This is a genomic window from Variovorax sp. LjRoot130 (genome assembly GCF_964253755.1).
Lineage (GTDB): Bacteria > Pseudomonadota > Gammaproteobacteria > Burkholderiales > Burkholderiaceae_C > Variovorax.
This window is the reverse complement of sequence record NZ_CAXURM020000001.1, coordinates 3,811,087-3,829,892: the sequence shown is the minus strand read 5'-3', so window position 1 is coordinate 3,829,892 and position 18,806 is coordinate 3,811,087. Positions and strand designations below refer to the sequence as shown.

Sequence of the window (18,806 nt, the reverse complement as noted above, 5' to 3'; positions counted from 1 at the left end):
AAGACGCCATGAGCGAAAACAAGGTCATCATTCCCACCATCGGCCGGCGAGTCTGGTTCACCCCCGACCCTCGCACCGCGTTGTCGGGTTTCGTGTGCCACAACCCGGCTGCGCCGATGGACGCGGGCATCGTGTACGTGTGGGGCGACCGCTGCGTCAACCTCGACGTGACGGACCACGCCGGCAATCACCATGCGTTCACCAGCGTGGAGCTCTGGCAAGGCGACTGCGATCGCCCCAACGGCGCCTACTGCGAGTGGATGCCCTTCCAGAAGGGCCAAGCCGCGAAGCCGGACGACATCAAGGCGCTGGTGGCCACCGCGCTCGCCGAGCTGCTGAAGCCCGGCGCCATCGAGGTCGCGCGCAACCCGCCGCAGGGCCGCGCCGAGTGGGTCGAGCACATGGACGCGCTCGACCAAGCCGCGACGGCCAAGGCTCTCGACAAGCCGAAGGCGCTGCTGAAGTTCGGTGTTGCGCTCTCTCTGCTGAAGGAGGGCGTCAAGGTCGCTCGCGTGGGCTGGAACGGCAAGGGCATGTTCGTGTACCTCGTGCCGCCCGCGTCCTATCCAGCGCAGACCGGCGCCGCCAAGGAGCACTTCGGCGAGGGCGCGATGGTCCCCTACAACGCCTACCTCGCGCTCAAGACGGTGGAGGGCTCGGTCAGCACCTGGGTGCCGAGCATCAACGACTGCCTGGCTGAAGACTGGGTGGTGGTGCAATGAGCGCGTATCGCAAAAAGCCCGTCGTCATCGAGGCGGCACAGTGGTTCAAGAACGGCGACCACCCCGAGGACTATGCCAAGGACGAGCAAGGGCTCGAAGGAGGCGAACTGCGCACCTTCACCGGCGCCGATCGCAAGGCCAACGGCTGGGAGGGCTCGGTGGTGCGCTACTTCCGCCACCCTGATGTCGACGGCGAGAGCGCTTGCAAGCACTGTGGCGTTCGCATGCACGAGCACGGCTGGATCGACACGCTGGAGGGCGGGCACATCGTCTGCCCTGGCGACTTCATCATCACGGGCGTGAAGGGCGAGATGTACCCGTGCAAGCCCGACATCTTCGCCGTCACCTACGACCTCGTGCATGCCCCGCAGCCCGTGACAGAGCAGGAGCTCGCAGGCAAGGCCGTCGCGCCGCGCGTGACTGTCCCAGGCCTGGATGCCGTGATCGCCTCCACGCACTACTTCACGGCCGATGAGGGCGTCTACGGTCGCGAGGTTCTCAACAGCGAATCGGTGTCGACCCCCGAGCCGCGCGGCCCGCTCGGGCTGCTGACGTTCTGCGTGCTGGTGCTGAAGAACGGCTTCACCGTCACCGGGCAGAGCGCGTGCGCCAGCCCGGCGAACTTCGACCCGGCCATCGGTCAGCGGCTGGCATACGCCAACGCCAAGGCGAAGATTTGGGATCTGGAGGGCTACCTCCTGAAGCAGCGCCTGCACGAGCAGGCCATCTCCGACCAAGCGCGCGTGGACATCGCCGCAAGCCAGTACGAAGACCGGCAGTGACCGCGGTGATGGCGAATCACTTGATGCTGCTGGGCGCGGTCGGGCAGATGCCCGCAGAGGCCCAGCAAGCTGTCGGCGCTGCCGCTGCGGAGCTCCGCGCGGTAGTCGCGAAGTACGAGCCGGCCGGCCCCATCGCGCTTGCGCTGGTGGGCCTCGAGTTCGCAATGAAAGCCGAGGACAAGGGATGAAGTCGAGCCGCATGTCCGCCATCCTGGCCATGGCTGCGATTGCTGCCGTTGCTACCTCGAGCATGCAGCCCTCGGCTGGCTTCACCCGTGGCTCGCACACGACCCGGCGTCGCATCGATCCGGTGCAGCGCCACAAGCCGAACAACGCCGACATCGCGCAGTGGAACGCCGATGTCGAGCGCCGCAAGGCCGAACGCAAGGGAGCCCGCGCATAGGTCGCGGTGCCCCGTTCCCCAATCACCATAGGAGCCCAAGATGGCAATTTCTGAAGATGACCTCCGCGGCCTGAGCGCCGTTGAACGTGAAACCCTGCTGGCTGCCGAGGCCGACGACACCGACGGCGACATTGCGCGCGAGCTCGGCCAGCCTGCGCCGCGCGACGACGCACCGCCCGCCAAGGCCGCGAAGGAAGTGCCGGGCGACGGCGAGGAAGATCCGGATGAAGAGGCGGCCGCCGCGGCTGCTGCCGCTGCTCCGGCGCCCGCTGCCGCACCGGCCGCGCCGAAGGAAGGCGAGGGCGCTGGCGCCGAGGGCGCTGCTGCTGCCGAGGAAGAGGCCGAGCCCGATGCACCCCCGCATCGCTCGACGCCGGCTGACATCGACGACCAGCGCAAGGCCCTGCGCGCCGAGAAGGCAGAGGCCATGCAGAAGCTGCTCGATGGCGAGACGACCCAGGCCGAGTATCAGGCGGTCGAAGACCGGGTGCAGGACAAGCTCGACGCCCTGCTGCGTGCCGAAGCGTCCGACCAAGCCGCCGTGAGCATCGAGCGCGCCGGCATGATGCGCGACTACAACGCGGATCTGCGCGACACGCAGAAGGAGCTCAAGGCAGCAGGCCTCGACTGCAAGGGCGACGAGAAGCTCAAGAGCGAGTTCGACCGCGCCGTGCGCCTGTTCGCCCAGGAGGCAGAAGAGGATGGCCTGTCCGACGTGCCCGGGAACCTCGCGGCCAGCAAGCGCGCGCTGGACGAGGCCAAGGCCCTGATGTTGCGCCGCCACGGCAAGGCCGCTGCAGCGCCTGCGCCGGCACCCGTCGCGCCGAAGTCGACCACCACGACGGCAGCGGGCCCGCGTCCGCCCGCCGATCGCTCGAAGATCCCGCCGACCCTGGCCGGCGTGCCTGTTGCCTCCGACGCGCGCATCACCAGCGAGTTCGCGCACCTCGAGGGCATCGACAACCCCGCGGACCTCGAGCGCGAGCTCGCGAAGATGACGCCGCAGCAACAAGAGCGGTACCTCGACGCATGAGCCGCACGTCGACCCTCATCCGCAACCTGCGCATCGGCGAGCGCCTGTCCTTCGACAACGGGCGCATTGTGCTCGGCCTGGACGGCAACTCGCCGAAGACCGCACGCCTGCGCCTCACGCTGGCGCAGGACGTGGTGGTCGACAAGCCGCGAACTGCAGCTAATGACTCAACGGCGGCAATCGCCGAAGGCATAGCACCACCGCCTACGCAAGATTGGGTCTGATAAGCAGGGCGTTAAGGGGTCGCGATCTCGTTCACTTCAGCAGTGCCCGGTTCTCGATCAGTGTCGTCATCGCCTGAACAGCGGTGACGTACTCCCGGGCGCTTTCAACAGACGGCTTGAACGATTCATGCATCGCCTTGCCACCGAGTTCCAGCAGATTTCTGATGTTTCGGCGCATGCGCGCAGTGATGTAGCGGTCAACTTCAAGCCTGGCGATCACGTCATCTATGGGTACGAGTAGACCCGGCGCCTGACCTGTGGCCTTGGTGAAACTGTTGATCAACGTCCGCTCGAGATGGCTTCTTGCAATCCCGAATGCCGCTGCGGGACTTCCTACCATCAGCAGCTCGTTGACGATCTGTTGCTCTCGCACCCTTTCTTCGGCGGCTGGAGCTTCATGTTCTGGCGCAAGTGGGATTTTCTCTTCCACCGCTAGCTGCATGGTCTCGTCCGCGGCCAGTTCAACCTTTCGGTTGAACTTAGCCTTTGCTCCGAATACTTCGAACTCTGACATCTGATCAACGAGATCTCGAAGCTTCCTTCTGAAAAGCAGGAGTGCCAATAAGGCCACTGCTGGCCAAGCGCCGGCCTTAGCCAGCTCTGCGATGAGGGTGTTCCTGTCCATCGGCGGGAGTGTATGTCACTCATCAACGACGCCTCGTGCGTAGACAACAGAGGGCTCTCGAAGTGAGTGCATGGCCTCAACGGTGGCCGCCATAATCCGCGGGCGCCAGGAGGGCGCGCACACAACATCACAGGAGAGTCCCATGAAAGCAATCGCAATGGTCGCGCTCGCAGCGGCCGTGCTCACCGGCTGCGGCACCACCGGCGTACAGCCCATCGGCAACGGCGTGTACATGAGCTCGAAGCTCGGCGGCATGCTCACTTACAACGGCGGCGAGGTCAAAGCCGACCTCTTCCGCGAAGCCGCCGAGTTCTGCGGCAAGCAGGGCAAGAAGGTGGATCCGGTCAGCTCGACGTCGCAAGGCGCCGGCATCGGCACCTACGCATCCGCAGAGATTCAATTCCGCTGCGTGTAGCCCGTGGCGATCGCTCAAGTCGCCAGTCCGGCGCAGGGTGCTTCGGCGCCCGCTCAACCTGCTTCCGTCCCATCGTCGCCGCCATCAGCGGTGGCAGCGCAATCGTCGGCCACGGCCACGATGCCGCAGACCACAGCGCTGACAATCCAGCTCACCCCGGAACCAAAAGTTGAGCAGCCACTGCTCGACAATCCCACGTTCCTCGCTGCCACGGTGGCTTTCGGGGGTGTTGCGGTCACGGTGCTGGTCACGTCCCTCATCCGCTTCATTGAACTCAGGCAGGCAGCCAAGATAGTGAAGGGTGAGCGCGATCATTCTCGCGAGCTCGCAAACGACGAACGAGAGAACAGCAGGGCGCAAGCAAAGATCGAGCGGGAAAACGCCGCCGAGCAGGCAAAGATCGATCGCCAGCACGCCAGCGACGAAGCCCAGCGCGCGCGCCTGATGGCGGCGCGAAAGGACGTGTACGCCAGCTTGGTGGAGAACTACATCAAGACCCAGGCAATGTTTGCTGAGATGCCGCGGAAGGGTGTGCCCGACGGTGTGGCAGGTATGAAGCCGCTTCATGACCTCGCAGGCGATGTGCAGAAGACATGGCTGCTGAGCGAAGTTGACACTGCCTATCAGGCTCGCGAACTGCACTCTGAGGTCAACGAGCTGTTCTTTGCGTTGTTGGAGCGCATGTTGGCGATCGGGGCAGCCAAAACGGATGTGGAGAATGCAGAAAGAGTTCTCCATACCGGCAAGGTCGATAGAGCAACAGCCGCCCCGGAGGACCAGGCGCGAATTGACCGTGCAGTGCACCAAGCAAGTTCAGCGCTGGATCAGAAAAGGCGGAAGCTTTCGGAGCTACAGGATGCATTCATCGCCTACCACGTGCCAGAAACCCACAAGCTGTTCGCGATGGCAGAAGAATTCCTTTACCTGGCCAGGCTTGAGCTCGGTCTCGAGGGCAGCAGTGCGAAGTTGCGCCAGCAGACTATCGAGACCATGGAGCGTGCTGCCGCAGCGCTTTCAAGAGTGCAAGCAGCTATCAAAGAAGCGCGTGGCTGGTAGTTTGTAAGTTCGAGGGGTGTTGCTTTTCGAAGAGTCTGTTATAGGCTTCTCGATGTCGGGCCCGCAGACGCATTGAGTCGGGAGCAGGCCCAGCCACTGGGGGTTGTCCCAGGTTTATGCGCAAGACGCGCTACCTACGCCGCAGAGTCGGCAAGGAGCGTGTCAAGTGCGTACCTTGATCGGGGTCAACGACCCTCAAGCAGTCAAAAAGTGGGCCTCGTTGATGGCTGTTGCCATCAACAAAGCGTCCTACTGGTCCAAGAAATTTATCGGCGAAGGCAAGGACGCCCGCCTCCCCATCCAGCGCATTGACGACCTCGAGTCCGGCGCGGGTGATGAGGTCACGGTCGACCTGCTCATGCCCATGAACATGGAGCCGTTGGTGGGTGACGAAACCCTCGACGGCAAAGAGCAGGCGCTGAAGTACTTCACCGACCGCCTGCGCATCGACCAAGTTCGCGGTGGTGCCGACCTCGGTTCGCGCATGACCAAGAAGCGCACCCTGCGCAACCTGCGCCAGGATGCGAAGCGCGTGTCCACCGACTGGTGGAAGCGGCTGCAGGACGAGCTCTACTTCATCTACCTCTCGGGCTCGCGTGGCTCGGGCGGCGGCATGGTGTGGAGCGCCGGCAACCCCATCTTCAACGTCAACCCGCTGACCGCGCCGGACGCCCAGCACCAGATGTACGGTGGCGCGGCCACGTCGAAGGCCTCGCTGGTTATCGGTGACACCTTCAAGCTGCGCCTGATCGACAAGGCCGTGGCCAAGGCCGAAACGATGGGTGGCGACGGCTCCGACGAGCTCTCGATGATCCCTGTGTCCATCGAGGGTGGTGACCACTACATCTCGCTGATGCACACGTTCCAAGCGGACGCGATGCGCCAGGACGCTGGTACCGGTGGCTGGCTGGACATCCAGAAGGCCGCAGCGGCTGCCGAAGGCAACAAGAACCCGATCTTCTCGGGTGCCTTGGGTATGTACAACGACGTCGTGCTGCACAAGCACCGCAACGTGATCCGCTTCAGCGACTACGGCGCAGGCACCAACATCGCCGCAGCCCGCGCGCTGTTCCTGGGCTCCCAGGCTGCCATGGTGGCGTTCGGTGACAACGAGACGGGCACCCGTTATCGCTGGACCGAGGAAACCAAGGACCACGGCAACTCCGTCGCCATCGGCACGCACTCGATCATGGGTGTGAAGAAGGCTACCTACAAGTCCAAGGACGGCGTGACCGTCCGCGACTTCGGTGTCATCGCCATGGACACCGCCATCGTCGATCCCAACGCCTGATGACCTGACGCCCCCGCGCAAGCGGGGGTGTCGCATCGGCGCGATCGCCACACACCACCCAATCTCAGGAGCCCGAAATGGCAAAAGTCCTTTCCGAAGTGATGACCGGCAAGAAGTCGGTTCCGCAACCCGTCGACGCCACCGTGATGCAGATCCCGGTGACCCTCGTCCTCCCGGCCGCTGCACCCGTCGTCGGCGATCTGCTCGAGCTGCTCGACCTGCCGCCCGGTGTGGAGCTCGTCGACTACGACATCTTCTCGCCGCAGATCGACAGCAACGGCGCACCCACGGCTGCTTTCTCGCTCGGTAGCGAGAACGCGGGCGGCACCGACCTGGGCGTGGTCTACGAGGCCGGCCTGACGTTCGGCCGCACTGCCAACGGTTCGGTGTCCCGCGCCGCCACCGGCGCGCACCAAGCCGCGGACAAGACCACGACCCGTCGCCTCGCTCTGAAGGTGACCACGGGCTTTGCGACCTATGCCGGCGCCGGCAAGACGGTGACCGCCGTCCTGCACGTGCGCGGATAACCCGCACCGCCCCGGTTCGTGTGCAAGGGGGCCGCAGCGGTGTGGCCCCCTTTTTCTTGACCTCAACCCCCAACCCAGGACTGCAAGATGCAAATCCACGCCTACCGCCGCAACGACAAGGCCGTCGTCAACCTCTTCGGCGCTGACCTCCACTTCGTCCCTAACTCTGCCGGCCATGTGGTCGCAGAAGTCACCGATGAGCGCGCCGTCGAGCGCCTGCTCGGCATCGGCGAGGCCTACACCAAGTACACCGGCGAGGGCGTACCTGCACCCGCTCCTGCATCGCCCGTCGCCGCGCCCGTGGCGGCTGCCGCGCCCGCTGTTCCGCCTGGTGGCGGCAACGACGATGACGACGACGCCGACAAGGAATTCGACAAGGTTCTGATCGGCTCGGACACGCTGCCGCCGACCTTCGACGTGCTGGGTACCGAGTTCACGCAGGCCCAGGTGGTGGAGCTCGCCTTCGCCCGCAGCGGCATGAACCGCGAAGAGTGGAACCTCAACGACGAGGACGACCGCGAGGCCCTCATCGAGGGCGAGGTCACCAAGCTCATCCTGGCAGCCGAGGAAGCGAAGGCCAAGGCCGAAACCGCGGCCGCTACTGCGCCGGCTCCTGCCCCCGCGCCGGCACCGGCGCCGCAGCCCGAAGCCAACCCGCTGGTCATCACCAACGACAAGGGCGACACGCTGGACCTGGGCGCCATGAGCGGCCCGAAGGTGCGCGAGTTCGCCGAAGCCAACGGCATCGAGCTCCCCAAGGGCAACAGCGTGAAGGTGGGCGAGCTGCGCCTGCTGGTCGCGAAGGCCCTCACCGCCGCGGCCTGATGCGATGAAGGCCTCCCGCGTCATCACCCAGGCTCGAGTCCTGCTGAACGACCCCGACAAGGTGCGGTGGACGGACGCCGAGTTGCTGGGCTGGCTGAACGGAGGCCAGCTTCAGATCGTGGCCGTCCGGCCCGATGCGAAATCCTCGACCGTCGACCACACGCTGGTCGCGGGCGTGGAGCAGACCCTCGGCGCCACCGGCCTGCGCGTGCTCGACGTCATTCGCAACGTCGGCGGCCGCACCATCACGCTCGTGCCCCGTGACCAGCTCAACGAGTTCGATCCGGACTGGTACAGCGCGCGTGCCGGCACCGCGATCAAGCACTACACCTTCGACGCCAACGCGCCCAAGGCCTTCGAGGTCTACCCGCCCGCATCGGCCGGCATGAAGGTGCGCCTGCTGCAGTCCCTCTTGCCCACCGACTGCGCAACGCTCGATTCCGACGTGGATCTGGTCAGCGCCGAGCTCTTCGAGAGCGCGCTGATCGACTTCGTGTGCTACCGCGCATGGGCGAAGGACGGCGACGTGGCACCGGACGCCGAACGCGCAGCAAACGCCATCGCCACGTTCATGCACGCGCTCACCGGCAAGTCCGAATCCGACAAGGCCACGCGGCCCGCACGCAAATGAAGCCCTGGAGCAACTTCCTTCGTGACGTGCGCCTCTCCGCGCCAGGCACGCCCGAGCCGATCGCCGAGCACGCAGTACTGCGCGCCGCGCAGGAGTTCTGCCACGAGACGCGCGCCTGGATCGTGGAACTGGACCCCACCATCACGCAGGAGGGCGTGCTGACCTACGACCTCGAGCTGGACCAGGGCGTCGAGCTCGTGCGCATCGAGAGCGCCAAGTTCAACGGCCAGGATTACCCCGCGTGGCGACCGGGTGAAGCGACCCCGTGCGGCCGCTACGTCTACACGCCTGACGGCCGCGCCATCGCCTTCTCGGAGGGCGTGGGCGCCGGTCTGCCGCTGGTCATCCGCTGCGCCATCAAGCCAGGCGAAACCGCCACCGGGATCGATGACGTGATCTTCGCGCGCTACGTGAAGACCATCGCGCTCGGCGCGGTGGCAGAGCTCACCAGCGACCCGGCCAAGCGCGGCGACTTCGAGAACCGCATGGCCCGCATCAAGACGGATCTGTGGCGCGGCAGCGCGGCCATCCGCCCGCGCGCTCGAGCAAACCTTTTCTGACCACCACCCAAGGGAGAGCCCATGTCCTTCAATGCCACCTTCGCGAACGACCTTCTGAAGCTCGTCCTTCAGGCGGTTGCCATCGCCAACATCGCGGACAACGCGGTCACTTCGCCGCTGACTTCGCTGTACCTCGCGCTGCACACCGCTGACCCCGGCGCCGCTGGCACGCAGAGCACTAACGAAATTGCCTACACGGGCTATGCGCGCGTGGCAATCGTGCGCACGGCCGTGGGCTGGTCGGTGACCAACAACACCGCGAGCCCGGCCGCCAACATCGACTTCGGCGAGATGACCGCCGGCGCAGGCGGCACCGTCACGCACGTGTCGGTCGGCATCGCCTCGAGCGGTGCGACCAAGATCCTGCTGCGCGGCACGCTCACGCCCAACATCGTGGTTGCCAACGGCGTGACGCCGCGCGTGAAGTCGACCAGCGTCATCACGGTCCTGACCTCGTAAGGCCTGGGGCATGGTCGCTTCGGTCGCGCAATCCAGCGTTGGGCGGACCAGCGGCGGAACCACCGTAACCACCGCAGCGATGAATACCGTTGCGAGTGGTCGCACGTTCCTCATCATTTCGAGCGACACGGGGTTGATGTCCACGCCCACGGACAACAAGGGCAACACCTACACGGCTTGCGGCAGCGGCAACAGCAACGCGGGCAACTTGCTGCGCGGGTGGATCTGCGTCAACGGCACTGGCGGCGCCGGTCACACCGCGTCGGCCACAATGTCGGGCAACAGCTACCCAGTGATGGTGCTGATGGAGATTTCGGGCGCGCTGACCACCGGCGCACACGATACCGGCGCCTACAACCAGGGCCCCGACGACGCCACGCCCTACGCGCTGACGACCAGCGGCGCCAACTTGGCGCAGACCGATAACCTCGTGATCGGGGCATTCACGCACAACGCGAGCGGCACCACTGCGGCGACGGTCGGCTCCCCGTTCACGATCGTGGACCAGGAGCCGAACACCGGAAGCTGGTGGCCGCTGGCTGTTGCTGCGCGCAACACGTCGGCCGATACGCCAGTCACCGTCTCCTTCGAGCGGCCCAACCCCGGCATGCAGACCGGGCTGCTCATCATCGTCATCAAATCGTCGGCAGGCGGCAACATCGTTGAAGCGGACGCGACCATTACCGCTGCCGTCAGCGAGGCGATGGAGAGCGCCAAGATACTGGGCAGTGTGGGCGCCATCAGCGCCGACGGCACGCTGACCGGAGACGGCGCCAAGATCTTGGGCAGCGACCTCACCGCGTCGTCGGGCCAGCTCACCGGCGATTTCATCGCCACGGCCGTCGCTAGCGCTGTGGCCGCGGTCAGCGGTGGCGCGTCGACCGCGTTCGTGGGCAACACCATCCGCTCCGCGGTGTGGGCTGCGGCTGCCGACCTTCAAGCCTCCTTCGAGTCAAACGCCATCGCGAGCTCAGAGGCGGATTTCACTGTCCAAGCGGCCGCTGAAGCACTCTTCGACGGCGGCGCGGTGGCGTCGGCCGTGGGTGCTATCGACGCCGGCGCGGACCTCGATGCCACGTCCAGCGCCATCGTATCGGCTGCCTTCGACATGGAGGCGGCCGCCGACACCGAAGCCCTCGGCACGCTGGTTCTGTCCGGTGTCGCCACGGCTGTGCTCGAGCTGATCTTCGGAGCCGATGGCCAAGGGATCGATCAGCCCGGATCTGGCGGCGCACTCACGCCGGCCGCGCTGCTGCGAATCATGCGGCGCCCGGCCACCAATCGAACGATGAATCGGCCGGCAGCCTCGCGCGTGATGCGCCGCACCGGCTAAGGAGAGAGCACATGGCAATTCTCGGCAAGCAGCGCAAGCAACCCGGCGAAACCTGGGACTACGACGTGAACTACTCGGACGACATGCCCGTGGGTGATCGCGTCATTGCTGCCAGCGCATCAGTCGCGTGCATCACCGACCCGACGAACACCGCGCTCATCAAGGGCGCTGTGACCTCCACGGATCTGAGCTCGAAGGTGTGGCTCGCGGGCGGCACCGACAAGCACGACTACAAGGTGACGGTTTTCGCGACCACCGAGGGCGGGCGCCAGCTCGAGGACGAATTCATCCTCAAGATCAAGGAGGACTGAGCGATGCAGCTCACCCTCGCAGGCTTCACCGGCGCCAACCAGGCGGTGCATCCGAAGCTGCTGCCCGACACCTTGGGCGTGCAGTCCCTGAACCAGAAGCCCGGCCGCGGTGACCTGCGCCCGTGGCGTGCGCCGGCGAGCGTAGCGACTATCCCCGCAGATCGGCAGACCATCTACCGCATGGGCCGCGACGTGGCGAGCGATGCGAACTACTGGCTTTCGTGGACTGGTGTTGTGCACGCCATGCGCGGCTTCATCACCGAGGACACCACGGAGCGCACCTTCTACACGGGCGACGGCTTCCCGAAGCAGACCGACAACACCATCGCGCTCGCCGGCACGCCTTATCCGAATGCGTGGCGCGCGCTCGGCGTGCCCGTGCCCGTGGCGCCTCCCACGCTCGTGGCACTGACCGCCGGCGTGGCCGAAGACACCGAGATTCGCTACTACACGTACACCTATGTGACCGACAAGGGCGAAGAGAGCGCGCCGGCGCCGCCTTCGCTGCCCGTGAGCGGCAAGACCGATGCCACCTGGACCATCGATGACCTGGGCCCGCCACCGGCCGGGCCCTACGGCATCAACCGCATCCGGATCTATCGGACGCAGACCGGCCAGGCCGGCGACACCGAGTTCTTCTTCCTGCGGGAAATCGTGAGCACGCTTGACACGACGACCGACGACGGCCGCGCGCTGGGCGAAGTGATGGCGACCGACGGCTGGCTGCCGCCCGACCCGGACATGACCTATCTGACGCCGATGTGGAACGGCATGGCCGCAGGCATCGTGAAGGGCTCGGTGCGCTACTGCGTGGCCTACAAGCCCTATGCGTGGCCCGTCCCCTACGAAACGATGCCTCCCGACGCCCAGGCCGTGGCGCTGGGCCGCTTCGGGCAATCGCTGCTCGTGCTGACCACCGCGCGCCCGGTGTTGGTGTCCGGATCTTCGCCCGATGCCCTCACCGAGGAACCGCTCGAGTTCGCGGAGGCCTGCATCGCGCCGCGATCAGTCGCGAGCCTGGGCCACGGTGTCGTTTGGGCCTGCGAGGACGGGCTCGCCTACTTCGGCGGCGGCGGGCCCAAGATCATCACCGCGGGCATCATGACCCGCGACGACTGGCAGGCGATCAACCCCGAGACGCTGGTGGGCGGGAGCTACGAGGGCTTCTATATCGGCTTCTACACGCATGGCGGCGTGCGCAAGGGCTTCGTGATCGACCCCGTGCAACCGAGCGGCATCTACTGGCTTGAGCAGGGCTACGACGCGCTCTTCTTCGATGAGCTGCAAGACGCGCTCTACGTGGTCGACGGCACCAGCGTGAAGAAGTGGGACGCGGGCGAGCTCCTGACCGCCACCTTCCGCTCGAAGGTGTGGCGCACGCGCGATGCGAGCTTCGCCGGCGCGCGCGTGCTGGCCGACGCTTTCCCGGTGACCCTGCACTGGGAGGCGCAGAACCTCGACCCGGCGGTTGTGGTGGCGCGCATGGCCGCGCGCCCTGGCGTGTTCACCGCGCCCGCCGCGACCACGCTGCGCTACACGAAGACCGTCCAGAACCGCAAAGCCTTCCGGCTGCCGGGCGATGTCCTGGCCACGGACTGGCAACTCGAGGTGTCGAGCGTGAACGCGGTCCAGTCGGTTGTCGTCGCCACAAGCTACGGGGAGCTCGCCGACGCATGAAGCCCGACACCCGCAAGAGCCTGCCGACCGGCACGTCGGCCAATATCGTCGCCAGCATCCGCGAGGCGGTGCAGACCTACATGGGCCTGCAGGGGGACAAGCTCGACCGCGGCGTGACCGTCCGGGATCTGGCGGCTGCCGGCCTGATCGATGTCAGCAAAACCTACCTGATGGGGCAGAGCCGCAACCCCATCGGGGGGATCAACACCATCATCACGAGCCCCGGCAGCGGCGGCACCGTCATCATTCCCGGCGTCACCTACGAGCCGGACCTGACGCCGCCTCCGACGCCCAGCGGTTTTGCGGTCAGCGCCGCACTCAGCAGCATCTTCATCGAGTGCGCGCCGCAGACCTACACGCAGGGCCACGGCCATAGCGTGACCAATGTCTACGGTGTGAAGCGCACCGGCCCGGCCGTACCCGTCTTCTCCGACGCGGTGCTGCTGACCAGCTTCGCCGGCACGGTGCACGCCTACCCGACGGACCCGGCGACCACCTACCACCTATGGATCAAGTGGCAGACGAAGGATGGCGTCGAGTCAGATGCGGCTCAGGGAGGCACAAACGGGCTGGTGGCCACCACGGGCCAGGACGTGCGGACGCTCATCAACGCGCTGACCCAGGCTGCGACGAATTCGGCCGCGCAATACACCAAGTTTGCGGTGCGCGCCGGCATGTTCTACGTGACCAACGATGCCGCGCCCGACGGCACGCCGCTCTTCAGCGTCGTCTCGGCGCCGATCACCGTGGGCGGTGTGGTGGTGCCCGCGGGCGTCTACTTCTCCGACGGCTGGATTCAGAACGGGACCATCACCAACCTGAAGGTGGCGAACGGCGCGATCGACAACCTGAAGATTGCCAACGTGAGCGCGGACAAGCTCATTGCCGGCTCCATCGCCGTCGGGCAATACGTGCAGTCGACCGGCTACGTCGCGGCCGTGAGCGGCTGGCGCATCAATGGCCTGGGCAACGTCGAGTTCAACAACGCCATCTTCCGCGGGCAGGCCTTCATCGGCAACGGATCGGTGGGCGGCATATTGGTCACCGCCACGGCGGTGCAGTCGTCCAACTACGACGGTAACGGCAATGGATTCCGGCTCGGCGCCGACGGCACGCTGGATCTGCCGGGCGGCTCGGTCAGCGCGCAGCAGCTCAACGTCGGCGCCGGCGCGAACCTGCTGGCAAATTCGACCATGGTGGACCAGTCGGGCGGCACTATCTCGGTCCCCGCGGGCTGGGAATATGGTTCGAACGAGAGCGTGCAGCGCATCTATCGACTGACCGCGAACCTGCCCACGTGGGTGCCTCCCAGTATGGAAGGCATCGGCTTCAACAGCGGCGGCGCAACCCTGAACGGCTACATGCTGATCCAGGCTCCGTTTGCCGTCTTCCCCGGCCGACGCTACGAGGCGAGCGTCTACTCAGGCGCGCACCGCTGCCAGATCTACACCGACTTCGAGTGGCGAGACGCCAGCAACAACGTCATCAGCCGCACGGCCGACGCTGCGGGTCGCGTCACGAACAATCAGGAAGCCGTCGGCGGGCAGCGCCTCGACGTCTTCAAGCGCATCGGCCACTTCGGCACCGCGCCCCTCAACGCCGCGTCCGGGCGCCTGCGCATCGTCAAAGAGACGACGCTCTCTTCGGCGGACTCATACGGAATGATCGTGGCGCCCTTCGTCGGCGCGGCGCGGGCCTCTCAGACCGCTTTCAGCGACTACAGCCCTAGTGGCATCGGCACGCGCGTGACGCCCCAGGGCATCACCACGCCGAGTCTCGCGGCTCTGAATGCCATCCTGGGCGACTGCTACGCGGGATCACTGCGAGGCGGCAGCTTCGCGGGCTACGCATGGCCGACCGATGGCGGCGGCGGCTTCTACCTCGGCCCGCCAGGGCTGCTGCTGGGCAATGCGAACACCGGGCGCTACTTTCAGGTCGACTCGGCCGGCAACGTCTATGCGCCAGGCTTCAATGTCGTGAACGGCGTCATGAGCATCGTGCAGCCCAACGTCATCAGCACGGGCAACATCCAGCAGGGCGCCGTCACGTTCGCGCTTCAGAACGCAGGCAACAACCAAGCCAACATCATCTTCGGCATCCCGGCCGGCGAGGTGTGGAACATTGCGCTGTTCGCCTCCTACAGCGCAAGCAACGTCGTGGCGGTGGGCCAAGTGGGCGACATCAACGCCGCAACGCGGACCCTGACCCTGACCGCTTCCGCCGTCGCCGACTTTCAGAACGTGCAGCAAATCACCTTCGGCTATCAGTACACAGGCGGCTCCAACCTCTTCGCGCAGCTCGTTCTCGGCCCCGGCACGCATCACCTCCAGGCCAATTGCGCCTACACGGTATATGCCTTCAACACCACCGTGAACCTGATGGCCTTCATCTTCAAGCGCTGACACCATGCAAACCTTCCCCTACAGCGTCATCGGCGACCACGGCGAGGTGCTCAACAGCGGCACCACCACCGATGTGCAGCTCATTCCCGGCGACGTGATCGAGCAGCTCGCGCCGCCGGCGCACTGGTGGAACGCTTCGAGCTCTGCATTCGTGCCCATCGGTGCGCAGCCGACGCCCTATCACACGTTCGACTGGCCCACGCACCAGTGGGTCAGCCAGCGCACGACGGAGATGCACCGAGCCGACAAGTGGAGGGAAATAAAGGCTGCGCGGGAGGCCTTCATCGCTGCCGGCGTGACGCTGCCAGGCCTGGGCCAGTTCGACGCAGACGCCGCGGCCGCGCTGAATATCACCGCGACCTACGCGGTGCTCGACGATATGCCCGATGACTGGACCATCCAGTGGACGCGCCTCGACAACAGCGCTGTGAGCCTGACAAAGGACGAGTTTCGCCGGGTCGCAATGCGGGTTCTGACTCACGCCAACTTCGCGCACTCGATCAGCCGACGGCTGCGCGATCGCATTGAGGCCTCGACCGGCGCAGCCCTCGAGGCCATCGTATGGGGCGCGTAAGCGCCAGATCGACCCCCCTTTATTTCCGGTTTTCCGTTGGGCCAAATCCTCGGATGAACCTTCTTTCGCTGGTCCTGGCAAAGCACGTGGGCGAACAGCTCACTGTGGAGCTTGCGACCGCGATTGCGCGCGAGGCATCGCCGGCGAGCCCGCTCTCACCCTTGCTGTGGGCTCGCGGCGAGTTCGGCGACTACACCTTCCAGTGCGAGCGCCTGAACAGCGCCCGCGAAGAGCTCGAGGGCCAGCGAGCGCGCTACCTCGCGGAGACGCGACCCGGCCAGCGGAACGACCTTACCGACTGGGACCGCCTGACCGAGCTGCAGCGGCTCGGCCTGCACGTCATCTACACCGCGCGCTACCGCCAAACCGGCGCCATCGTCGGCAGCCTGTGGCTTTTCGTCGGTCGCGACCTCGACAGCGGGGTCTACAGCGTGACCGACGACCTGCTGTACGTGGATCCGAACCATCGCAGCGGGCTGCTGGGCCTGCGGCTGGTGCAGTACGGCGAGCGCTGCATCTTCGCGCTGGGCGTGCGCTCGGCAACCTTCCACTTCCGGCTTGAAAACGGGGCAGACCGCATGGCGCGCTACCTCGGCTACGTGCCGGTTTCCACCAGGGTTACGAAGACCCACGCCGGCGATTCGTTCGCCGACGTGCCCACGCGGCACAAGGGGTCTACCCATGATTCTCTCGTTTGAGCAGCGGCACTCTGCCGGCATGCGCCTGACGCCTATGGGCGGTGGCGGGGGCGGCGGCGCCTCGCAACAGGCGCAGATCTACACCGCGATGGAGCAAGCCCGGCTCTCGCGCGAGCAGTTGGACTGGGCCAAGCAGGTCTATTCCAATGAGGCGCCCGACCGTGCGGAGGCGCAGCGCATCGGCTCCGAAGTGTCGAACGCGCAGATCGAGCAGATGCGCCAGCAGACGGAGCTGACGCGGCAGGCCAACGACGACTACCGCAACACCTACCGGCCGCTCGAGCAGGAGCTTGTCGCTGACGCAAAGGCCTACGACACGCCTGAGAAGCGCGCAGCGGCGGCGGCCACCGCGAGTTCCGACGTCGAGCGCAGCATCGCCGCGCAGCGTGGCGCGACCATGCGCGAGATGGAGCGCGCTGGCGTCAACCCGGCCAGCGGCAAGACCATCGCGATGCAGGGTTCGATGGACCTGGGCGCCGCGAAGATAAAGGCCGGCGCCGCGAACACCGCGTCGAAGGCCGTGGAGCAGATCGGCTACGCGCGCCGCATGGACGCCGCGAACCTGGGCCGCAACATCGCGAGCTCGCAAGGCACCACGGCAGCGCTCGCGCAGCAAGCAGGCGCCGGCGCCATGGCCGCGCAGCAAAGCATCTTGGCAGCCGGTCAAGCCGGCAACGCCAACATGAACGCCGGCTATGCGGGCGCCCAGCAGGGCCTCGCCGGCTCGGCCAACTCGTTCGGCGCAGTCGCAGGCCAGCAGGGCGCGGCAGCCGCTTCCAAGAACGCGACCACCGCGGCCGGTGTCGGCGCCGTCGCAACCATCGCAGTCGTCATCTGATGAACCTCATTGACCAGTCCCTCGTGGACGAAACCACCGCGCGCGTGCTGGAAAGCTGCGTGCGAGTCTTCAATGGAGCCCTGTTCGGCGACAACGAGGCCGAGCACGTGGCCGTGCTGCTCGAGGCGCTCGACCCGCCCGAGGGCGCGATGGTGCTGGATGCGGGCTGCGGGGTGGGCGAGATGGCGCGGCTGATGCACGAGGCTCGGCCGGATCTGCAATTCCTGCTGGTGAACACCAGCACGGTGCAGCTCGAGCACTGCCCGGAGGACTTCGACCGCCTGCACGCCGACTTCCACGAGCTCCCCGTGCTCGACGGCGTGGCCGATGTGGTGATCTTCAGCTACGCCATCTGCCAGTCCGGCGACTGGCCGCGCGTGCTGCGCGAGGCATTCCGGGTGCTCAAGCCGGGCGGCAAGCTCTTCGTCAACGACATGGCGCGCCTGGACGGCGACAACTCGCGATTCGAGCAGATCCTCGGTGCGCACGCGCACACGCCGGAGCAACTCGAGGCCTGGGCAACCGAGGCCGGCTTTCACCTGGACTTCGCCATCGCGCCGGAGGTCAAGGTCGACCGCATGCGCGCGCTGATGCAGGACGACGCGCTGGCGGACGAGCTCATGGCCGGCCTCGTTCCGACCATCTGGCGCTTCGAGTCGTTCGCCGGCCATCAACGCACCCTGCACCGCCACAAGGGCCGAGCCGCTTTCCAGTTCAGCGGCGGACGCGACAGCACCGCGGCGCTCTACGCGCTGCGCGAGTTCTGGCCGCAGATCCGCGTCTACCACGTCGACACCGGTGACCAGTTCCCCGAGACGCGCGCTGTCGTGGCCCAGCTGGAGCAGGCGCTGGCCGAGGCGGGCGTGGAGCTGGTGCGCATCGTCACCGACGTGCAGGGCAACCGCCAGGAGGCGGGCTACCCCACCGACCTCCTGCCCGTGGACAACACCGCACTGGGCCAGATGGTGTCGGGCGCGCCGCTGCGGCTCCAGGGCCGCTACGACTGCTGCGCCGCCAACCTCATGAACCCGCTGCACGAGCGCATGCAGCTTGACGGCATGACGCTGCTGATTCGGGGCCAACGCGACGACGAATACGCCACGGCGCCGACGCGCAGCGGGGACGTGCTGGACGGCTTCGAGGTTCTCTACCCGCTTCAGGACTGGCGCGCCGACAACGTGGACACGTTCATCGCCGAGATGGGCTTGCCGGTGGCTCCGTTCTACGCCGCGGGCGCGCGCCGCGCGCCGGAGTGCATGGGCTGCACCGCTTGGTGGGACGAGGGCCGGGCCGCCTACATGCGCGATCGCCACCCGAACGAGCACAAGGTTTTCATTCAACGCATGGCCGACATCCGACGCGAAATCGATCGCTCGATGTCCTGGCTGAACACCGAAACGGAGGCCTGATATGGCTGGTG

General features: G+C 66.3%; 23 protein-coding genes. 22 read left to right on the top strand and 1 reads right to left on the bottom strand.

All coding sequences use genetic code 11. The features are described 5' to 3' along the window. Positions 1 to 8: 8 nt before the first annotated feature. Genes ACSQ86_RS19000 through ACSQ86_RS18975 form a run of 6 tightly spaced genes read left to right on the top strand, consistent with a single transcriptional unit; the run spans position 9 to position 3,164 of the window. Positions 9 to 722, top strand: a complete 714-nt coding sequence (locus ACSQ86_RS19000) for a DUF2829 domain-containing protein (protein WP_436309429.1) — start codon at positions 9 to 11, stop codon at positions 720 to 722. Then, positions 719 to 1,504: a Gp49 family protein gene (locus ACSQ86_RS18995; protein WP_436309428.1), complete on the top strand. Its 786-nt coding sequence runs from the start codon at positions 719 to 721 to the stop codon at positions 1,502 to 1,504. Before ACSQ86_RS19000 ends, ACSQ86_RS18995 begins: the two co-directional genes overlap by 4 nt. Next, positions 1,501 to 1,692 carry a hypothetical protein gene (locus ACSQ86_RS18990; RefSeq protein ID WP_436309427.1) on the top strand — a complete coding sequence of 64 codons (192 nt, stop codon included), beginning with the start codon at positions 1,501 to 1,503 and terminating at the stop codon, positions 1,690 to 1,692. The genes ACSQ86_RS18995 and ACSQ86_RS18990 overlap by 4 nt, the downstream gene beginning before the upstream one ends. Before the next feature lie 11 nt (positions 1,693 to 1,703). After that, entirely contained in the window at positions 1,704 to 1,907 is a 204-nt protein-coding gene (locus ACSQ86_RS18985; RefSeq protein WP_436309426.1) for a hypothetical protein, read from the top strand. Positions 1,908 to 1,947: 40 nt separating this feature from the next. Beyond that, a complete protein-coding gene (locus ACSQ86_RS18980; RefSeq protein ID WP_436309425.1) occupies positions 1,948 to 2,940 on the top strand; it encodes a hypothetical protein in 993 nt (330 codons plus the stop codon). Continuing rightward, a complete protein-coding gene (locus tag ACSQ86_RS18975) occupies positions 2,937 to 3,164 on the top strand; it encodes a hypothetical protein (RefSeq protein WP_436309424.1) in 228 nt (75 codons plus the stop codon). The genes ACSQ86_RS18980 and ACSQ86_RS18975 overlap by 4 nt, the downstream gene beginning before the upstream one ends. 31 nt (positions 3,165 to 3,195) lie before the next feature. On the opposite strand, the gene ACSQ86_RS18970 is transcribed toward ACSQ86_RS18975, so the two are convergent. Further along, complete coding sequence (locus ACSQ86_RS18970) at positions 3,196 to 3,789, bottom strand: hypothetical protein (protein ID WP_436309423.1); 594 nt, start codon at positions 3,787 to 3,789, stop codon at positions 3,196 to 3,198. A 142-nt stretch (positions 3,790 to 3,931) separates the two neighbouring features. On the opposite strand from ACSQ86_RS18970, the gene ACSQ86_RS18965 reads away from it, so the two are divergent. From ACSQ86_RS18965 to ACSQ86_RS18890, 16 genes are all read left to right on the top strand, one after another. Continuing rightward, on the top strand, positions 3,932 to 4,204 hold the full coding sequence (locus ACSQ86_RS18965) for a hypothetical protein (RefSeq protein ID WP_436309422.1): 273 nt from the start codon (positions 3,932 to 3,934) through the stop codon (positions 4,202 to 4,204). Positions 4,205 to 4,324: 120 nt separating this feature from the next. Continuing rightward, positions 4,325 to 5,260, top strand: a complete 936-nt coding sequence (locus tag ACSQ86_RS18960) for a hypothetical protein (RefSeq protein WP_436309421.1) — start codon at positions 4,325 to 4,327, stop codon at positions 5,258 to 5,260. Between the two features lie 166 nt (positions 5,261 to 5,426). Then, positions 5,427 to 6,551: a N4-gp56 family major capsid protein gene (locus tag ACSQ86_RS18955; protein ID WP_436309420.1), complete on the top strand. Its 1,125-nt coding sequence runs from the start codon at positions 5,427 to 5,429 to the stop codon at positions 6,549 to 6,551. A gap of 77 nt (positions 6,552 to 6,628) precedes the next feature. Further along, complete coding sequence (locus ACSQ86_RS18950) at positions 6,629 to 7,078, top strand: hypothetical protein (RefSeq protein WP_436309419.1); 450 nt, start codon at positions 6,629 to 6,631, stop codon at positions 7,076 to 7,078. A gap of 87 nt (positions 7,079 to 7,165) precedes the next feature. Beyond that, positions 7,166 to 7,903, top strand: coding sequence for a hypothetical protein (locus ACSQ86_RS18945; RefSeq protein WP_436309418.1), 738 nt, complete (start codon positions 7,166 to 7,168; stop codon positions 7,901 to 7,903). A 4-nt stretch (positions 7,904 to 7,907) separates the two neighbouring features. After that, on the top strand, positions 7,908 to 8,534 hold the full coding sequence (locus ACSQ86_RS18940) for a phage adaptor protein (protein WP_436309417.1): 627 nt from the start codon (positions 7,908 to 7,910) through the stop codon (positions 8,532 to 8,534). After that, on the top strand, positions 8,531 to 9,094 hold the full coding sequence (locus ACSQ86_RS18935) for a hypothetical protein (protein WP_436309416.1): 564 nt from the start codon (positions 8,531 to 8,533) through the stop codon (positions 9,092 to 9,094). The genes ACSQ86_RS18940 and ACSQ86_RS18935 overlap by 4 nt, the downstream gene beginning before the upstream one ends. A gap of 21 nt (positions 9,095 to 9,115) precedes the next feature. Then, complete coding sequence (locus ACSQ86_RS18930) at positions 9,116 to 9,553, top strand: phage tail fiber protein (RefSeq protein ID WP_436309415.1); 438 nt, start codon at positions 9,116 to 9,118, stop codon at positions 9,551 to 9,553. A gap of 10 nt (positions 9,554 to 9,563) precedes the next feature. Further along, positions 9,564 to 10,886: a hypothetical protein gene (locus ACSQ86_RS18925; protein ID WP_436309414.1), complete on the top strand. Its 1,323-nt coding sequence runs from the start codon at positions 9,564 to 9,566 to the stop codon at positions 10,884 to 10,886. A gap of 11 nt (positions 10,887 to 10,897) precedes the next feature. Beyond that, entirely contained in the window at positions 10,898 to 11,197 is a 300-nt protein-coding gene (locus tag ACSQ86_RS18920) for a phage fiber-tail adaptor protein (RefSeq protein WP_436309413.1), read from the top strand. A 3-nt stretch (positions 11,198 to 11,200) separates the two neighbouring features. Next, positions 11,201 to 12,874 carry a hypothetical protein gene (locus tag ACSQ86_RS18915; RefSeq protein ID WP_436309412.1) on the top strand — a complete coding sequence of 558 codons (1,674 nt, stop codon included), beginning with the start codon at positions 11,201 to 11,203 and terminating at the stop codon, positions 12,872 to 12,874. Continuing rightward, a complete protein-coding gene (locus ACSQ86_RS18910; RefSeq protein WP_436309411.1) occupies positions 12,871 to 15,276 on the top strand; it encodes a phage tail tip fiber protein in 2,406 nt (801 codons plus the stop codon). Before ACSQ86_RS18915 ends, ACSQ86_RS18910 begins: the two co-directional genes overlap by 4 nt. A 4-nt stretch (positions 15,277 to 15,280) precedes the next feature. Continuing rightward, positions 15,281 to 15,850 (top strand): DUF4376 domain-containing protein, encoded by a 570-nt coding sequence (locus ACSQ86_RS18905; RefSeq protein ID WP_436309410.1) that lies wholly within the window; start codon positions 15,281 to 15,283, stop codon positions 15,848 to 15,850. Positions 15,851 to 15,903: 53 nt separating this feature from the next. After that, positions 15,904 to 16,548 carry a hypothetical protein gene (locus tag ACSQ86_RS18900; RefSeq protein WP_436309409.1) on the top strand — a complete coding sequence of 215 codons (645 nt, stop codon included), beginning with the start codon at positions 15,904 to 15,906 and terminating at the stop codon, positions 16,546 to 16,548. Next, positions 16,532 to 17,386 carry a hypothetical protein gene (locus tag ACSQ86_RS18895; RefSeq protein WP_436309408.1) on the top strand — a complete coding sequence of 285 codons (855 nt, stop codon included), beginning with the start codon at positions 16,532 to 16,534 and terminating at the stop codon, positions 17,384 to 17,386. Before ACSQ86_RS18900 ends, ACSQ86_RS18895 begins: the two co-directional genes overlap by 17 nt. Continuing rightward, positions 17,386 to 18,795, top strand: a complete 1,410-nt coding sequence (locus ACSQ86_RS18890) for a methyltransferase domain-containing protein (RefSeq protein ID WP_436309407.1) — start codon at positions 17,386 to 17,388, stop codon at positions 18,793 to 18,795. The genes ACSQ86_RS18895 and ACSQ86_RS18890 overlap by 1 nt, the downstream gene beginning before the upstream one ends. Positions 18,796 to 18,806 lie beyond the last annotated feature (11 nt).

Bases quoted from the DNA above. Each gene is read 5' to 3' on its own strand.
- ACSQ86_RS18895 (WP_436309408.1), top strand. From the start codon at position 16,532: ATGATTCTCTCGTTTGAGCAGCGGCACTCTGCCGGCATGCGCCTGACG.
- ACSQ86_RS18910 (WP_436309411.1), top strand. From the start codon at position 12,871: ATGAAGCCCGACACCCGCAAGAGCCTGCCGACCGGCACGTCGGCCAAT.
- ACSQ86_RS18995 (WP_436309428.1), top strand. From the start codon at position 719: ATGAGCGCGTATCGCAAAAAGCCCGTCGTCATCGAGGCGGCACAGTGG.
- ACSQ86_RS18890 (WP_436309407.1), top strand. From the start codon at position 17,386: ATGAACCTCATTGACCAGTCCCTCGTGGACGAAACCACCGCGCGCGTG.
- ACSQ86_RS18970 (WP_436309423.1), bottom strand. From the start codon at position 3,789: ATGGACAGGAACACCCTCATCGCAGAGCTGGCTAAGGCCGGCGCTTGG.
- ACSQ86_RS19000 (WP_436309429.1), top strand. From the start codon at position 9: ATGAGCGAAAACAAGGTCATCATTCCCACCATCGGCCGGCGAGTCTGG.
- ACSQ86_RS18960 (WP_436309421.1), top strand. From the start codon at position 4,325: ATGCCGCAGACCACAGCGCTGACAATCCAGCTCACCCCGGAACCAAAA.
- ACSQ86_RS18975 (WP_436309424.1), top strand. From the start codon at position 2,937: ATGAGCCGCACGTCGACCCTCATCCGCAACCTGCGCATCGGCGAGCGC.
- ACSQ86_RS18950 (WP_436309419.1), top strand. From the start codon at position 6,629: ATGGCAAAAGTCCTTTCCGAAGTGATGACCGGCAAGAAGTCGGTTCCG.
- ACSQ86_RS18900 (WP_436309409.1), top strand. From the start codon at position 15,904: ATGAACCTTCTTTCGCTGGTCCTGGCAAAGCACGTGGGCGAACAGCTC.
- ACSQ86_RS18920 (WP_436309413.1), top strand. From the start codon at position 10,898: ATGGCAATTCTCGGCAAGCAGCGCAAGCAACCCGGCGAAACCTGGGAC.
- ACSQ86_RS18935 (WP_436309416.1), top strand. From the start codon at position 8,531: ATGAAGCCCTGGAGCAACTTCCTTCGTGACGTGCGCCTCTCCGCGCCA.
- ACSQ86_RS18940 (WP_436309417.1), top strand. From the start codon at position 7,908: ATGAAGGCCTCCCGCGTCATCACCCAGGCTCGAGTCCTGCTGAACGAC.
- ACSQ86_RS18925 (WP_436309414.1), top strand. From the start codon at position 9,564: ATGGTCGCTTCGGTCGCGCAATCCAGCGTTGGGCGGACCAGCGGCGGA.
- ACSQ86_RS18905 (WP_436309410.1), top strand. From the start codon at position 15,281: ATGCAAACCTTCCCCTACAGCGTCATCGGCGACCACGGCGAGGTGCTC.
- ACSQ86_RS18965 (WP_436309422.1), top strand. From the start codon at position 3,932: ATGAAAGCAATCGCAATGGTCGCGCTCGCAGCGGCCGTGCTCACCGGC.
- ACSQ86_RS18980 (WP_436309425.1), top strand. From the start codon at position 1,948: ATGGCAATTTCTGAAGATGACCTCCGCGGCCTGAGCGCCGTTGAACGT.
- ACSQ86_RS18930 (WP_436309415.1), top strand. From the start codon at position 9,116: ATGTCCTTCAATGCCACCTTCGCGAACGACCTTCTGAAGCTCGTCCTT.
- ACSQ86_RS18945 (WP_436309418.1), top strand. From the start codon at position 7,166: ATGCAAATCCACGCCTACCGCCGCAACGACAAGGCCGTCGTCAACCTC.
- ACSQ86_RS18985 (WP_436309426.1), top strand. From the start codon at position 1,704: ATGTCCGCCATCCTGGCCATGGCTGCGATTGCTGCCGTTGCTACCTCG.
- ACSQ86_RS18915 (WP_436309412.1), top strand. From the start codon at position 11,201: ATGCAGCTCACCCTCGCAGGCTTCACCGGCGCCAACCAGGCGGTGCAT.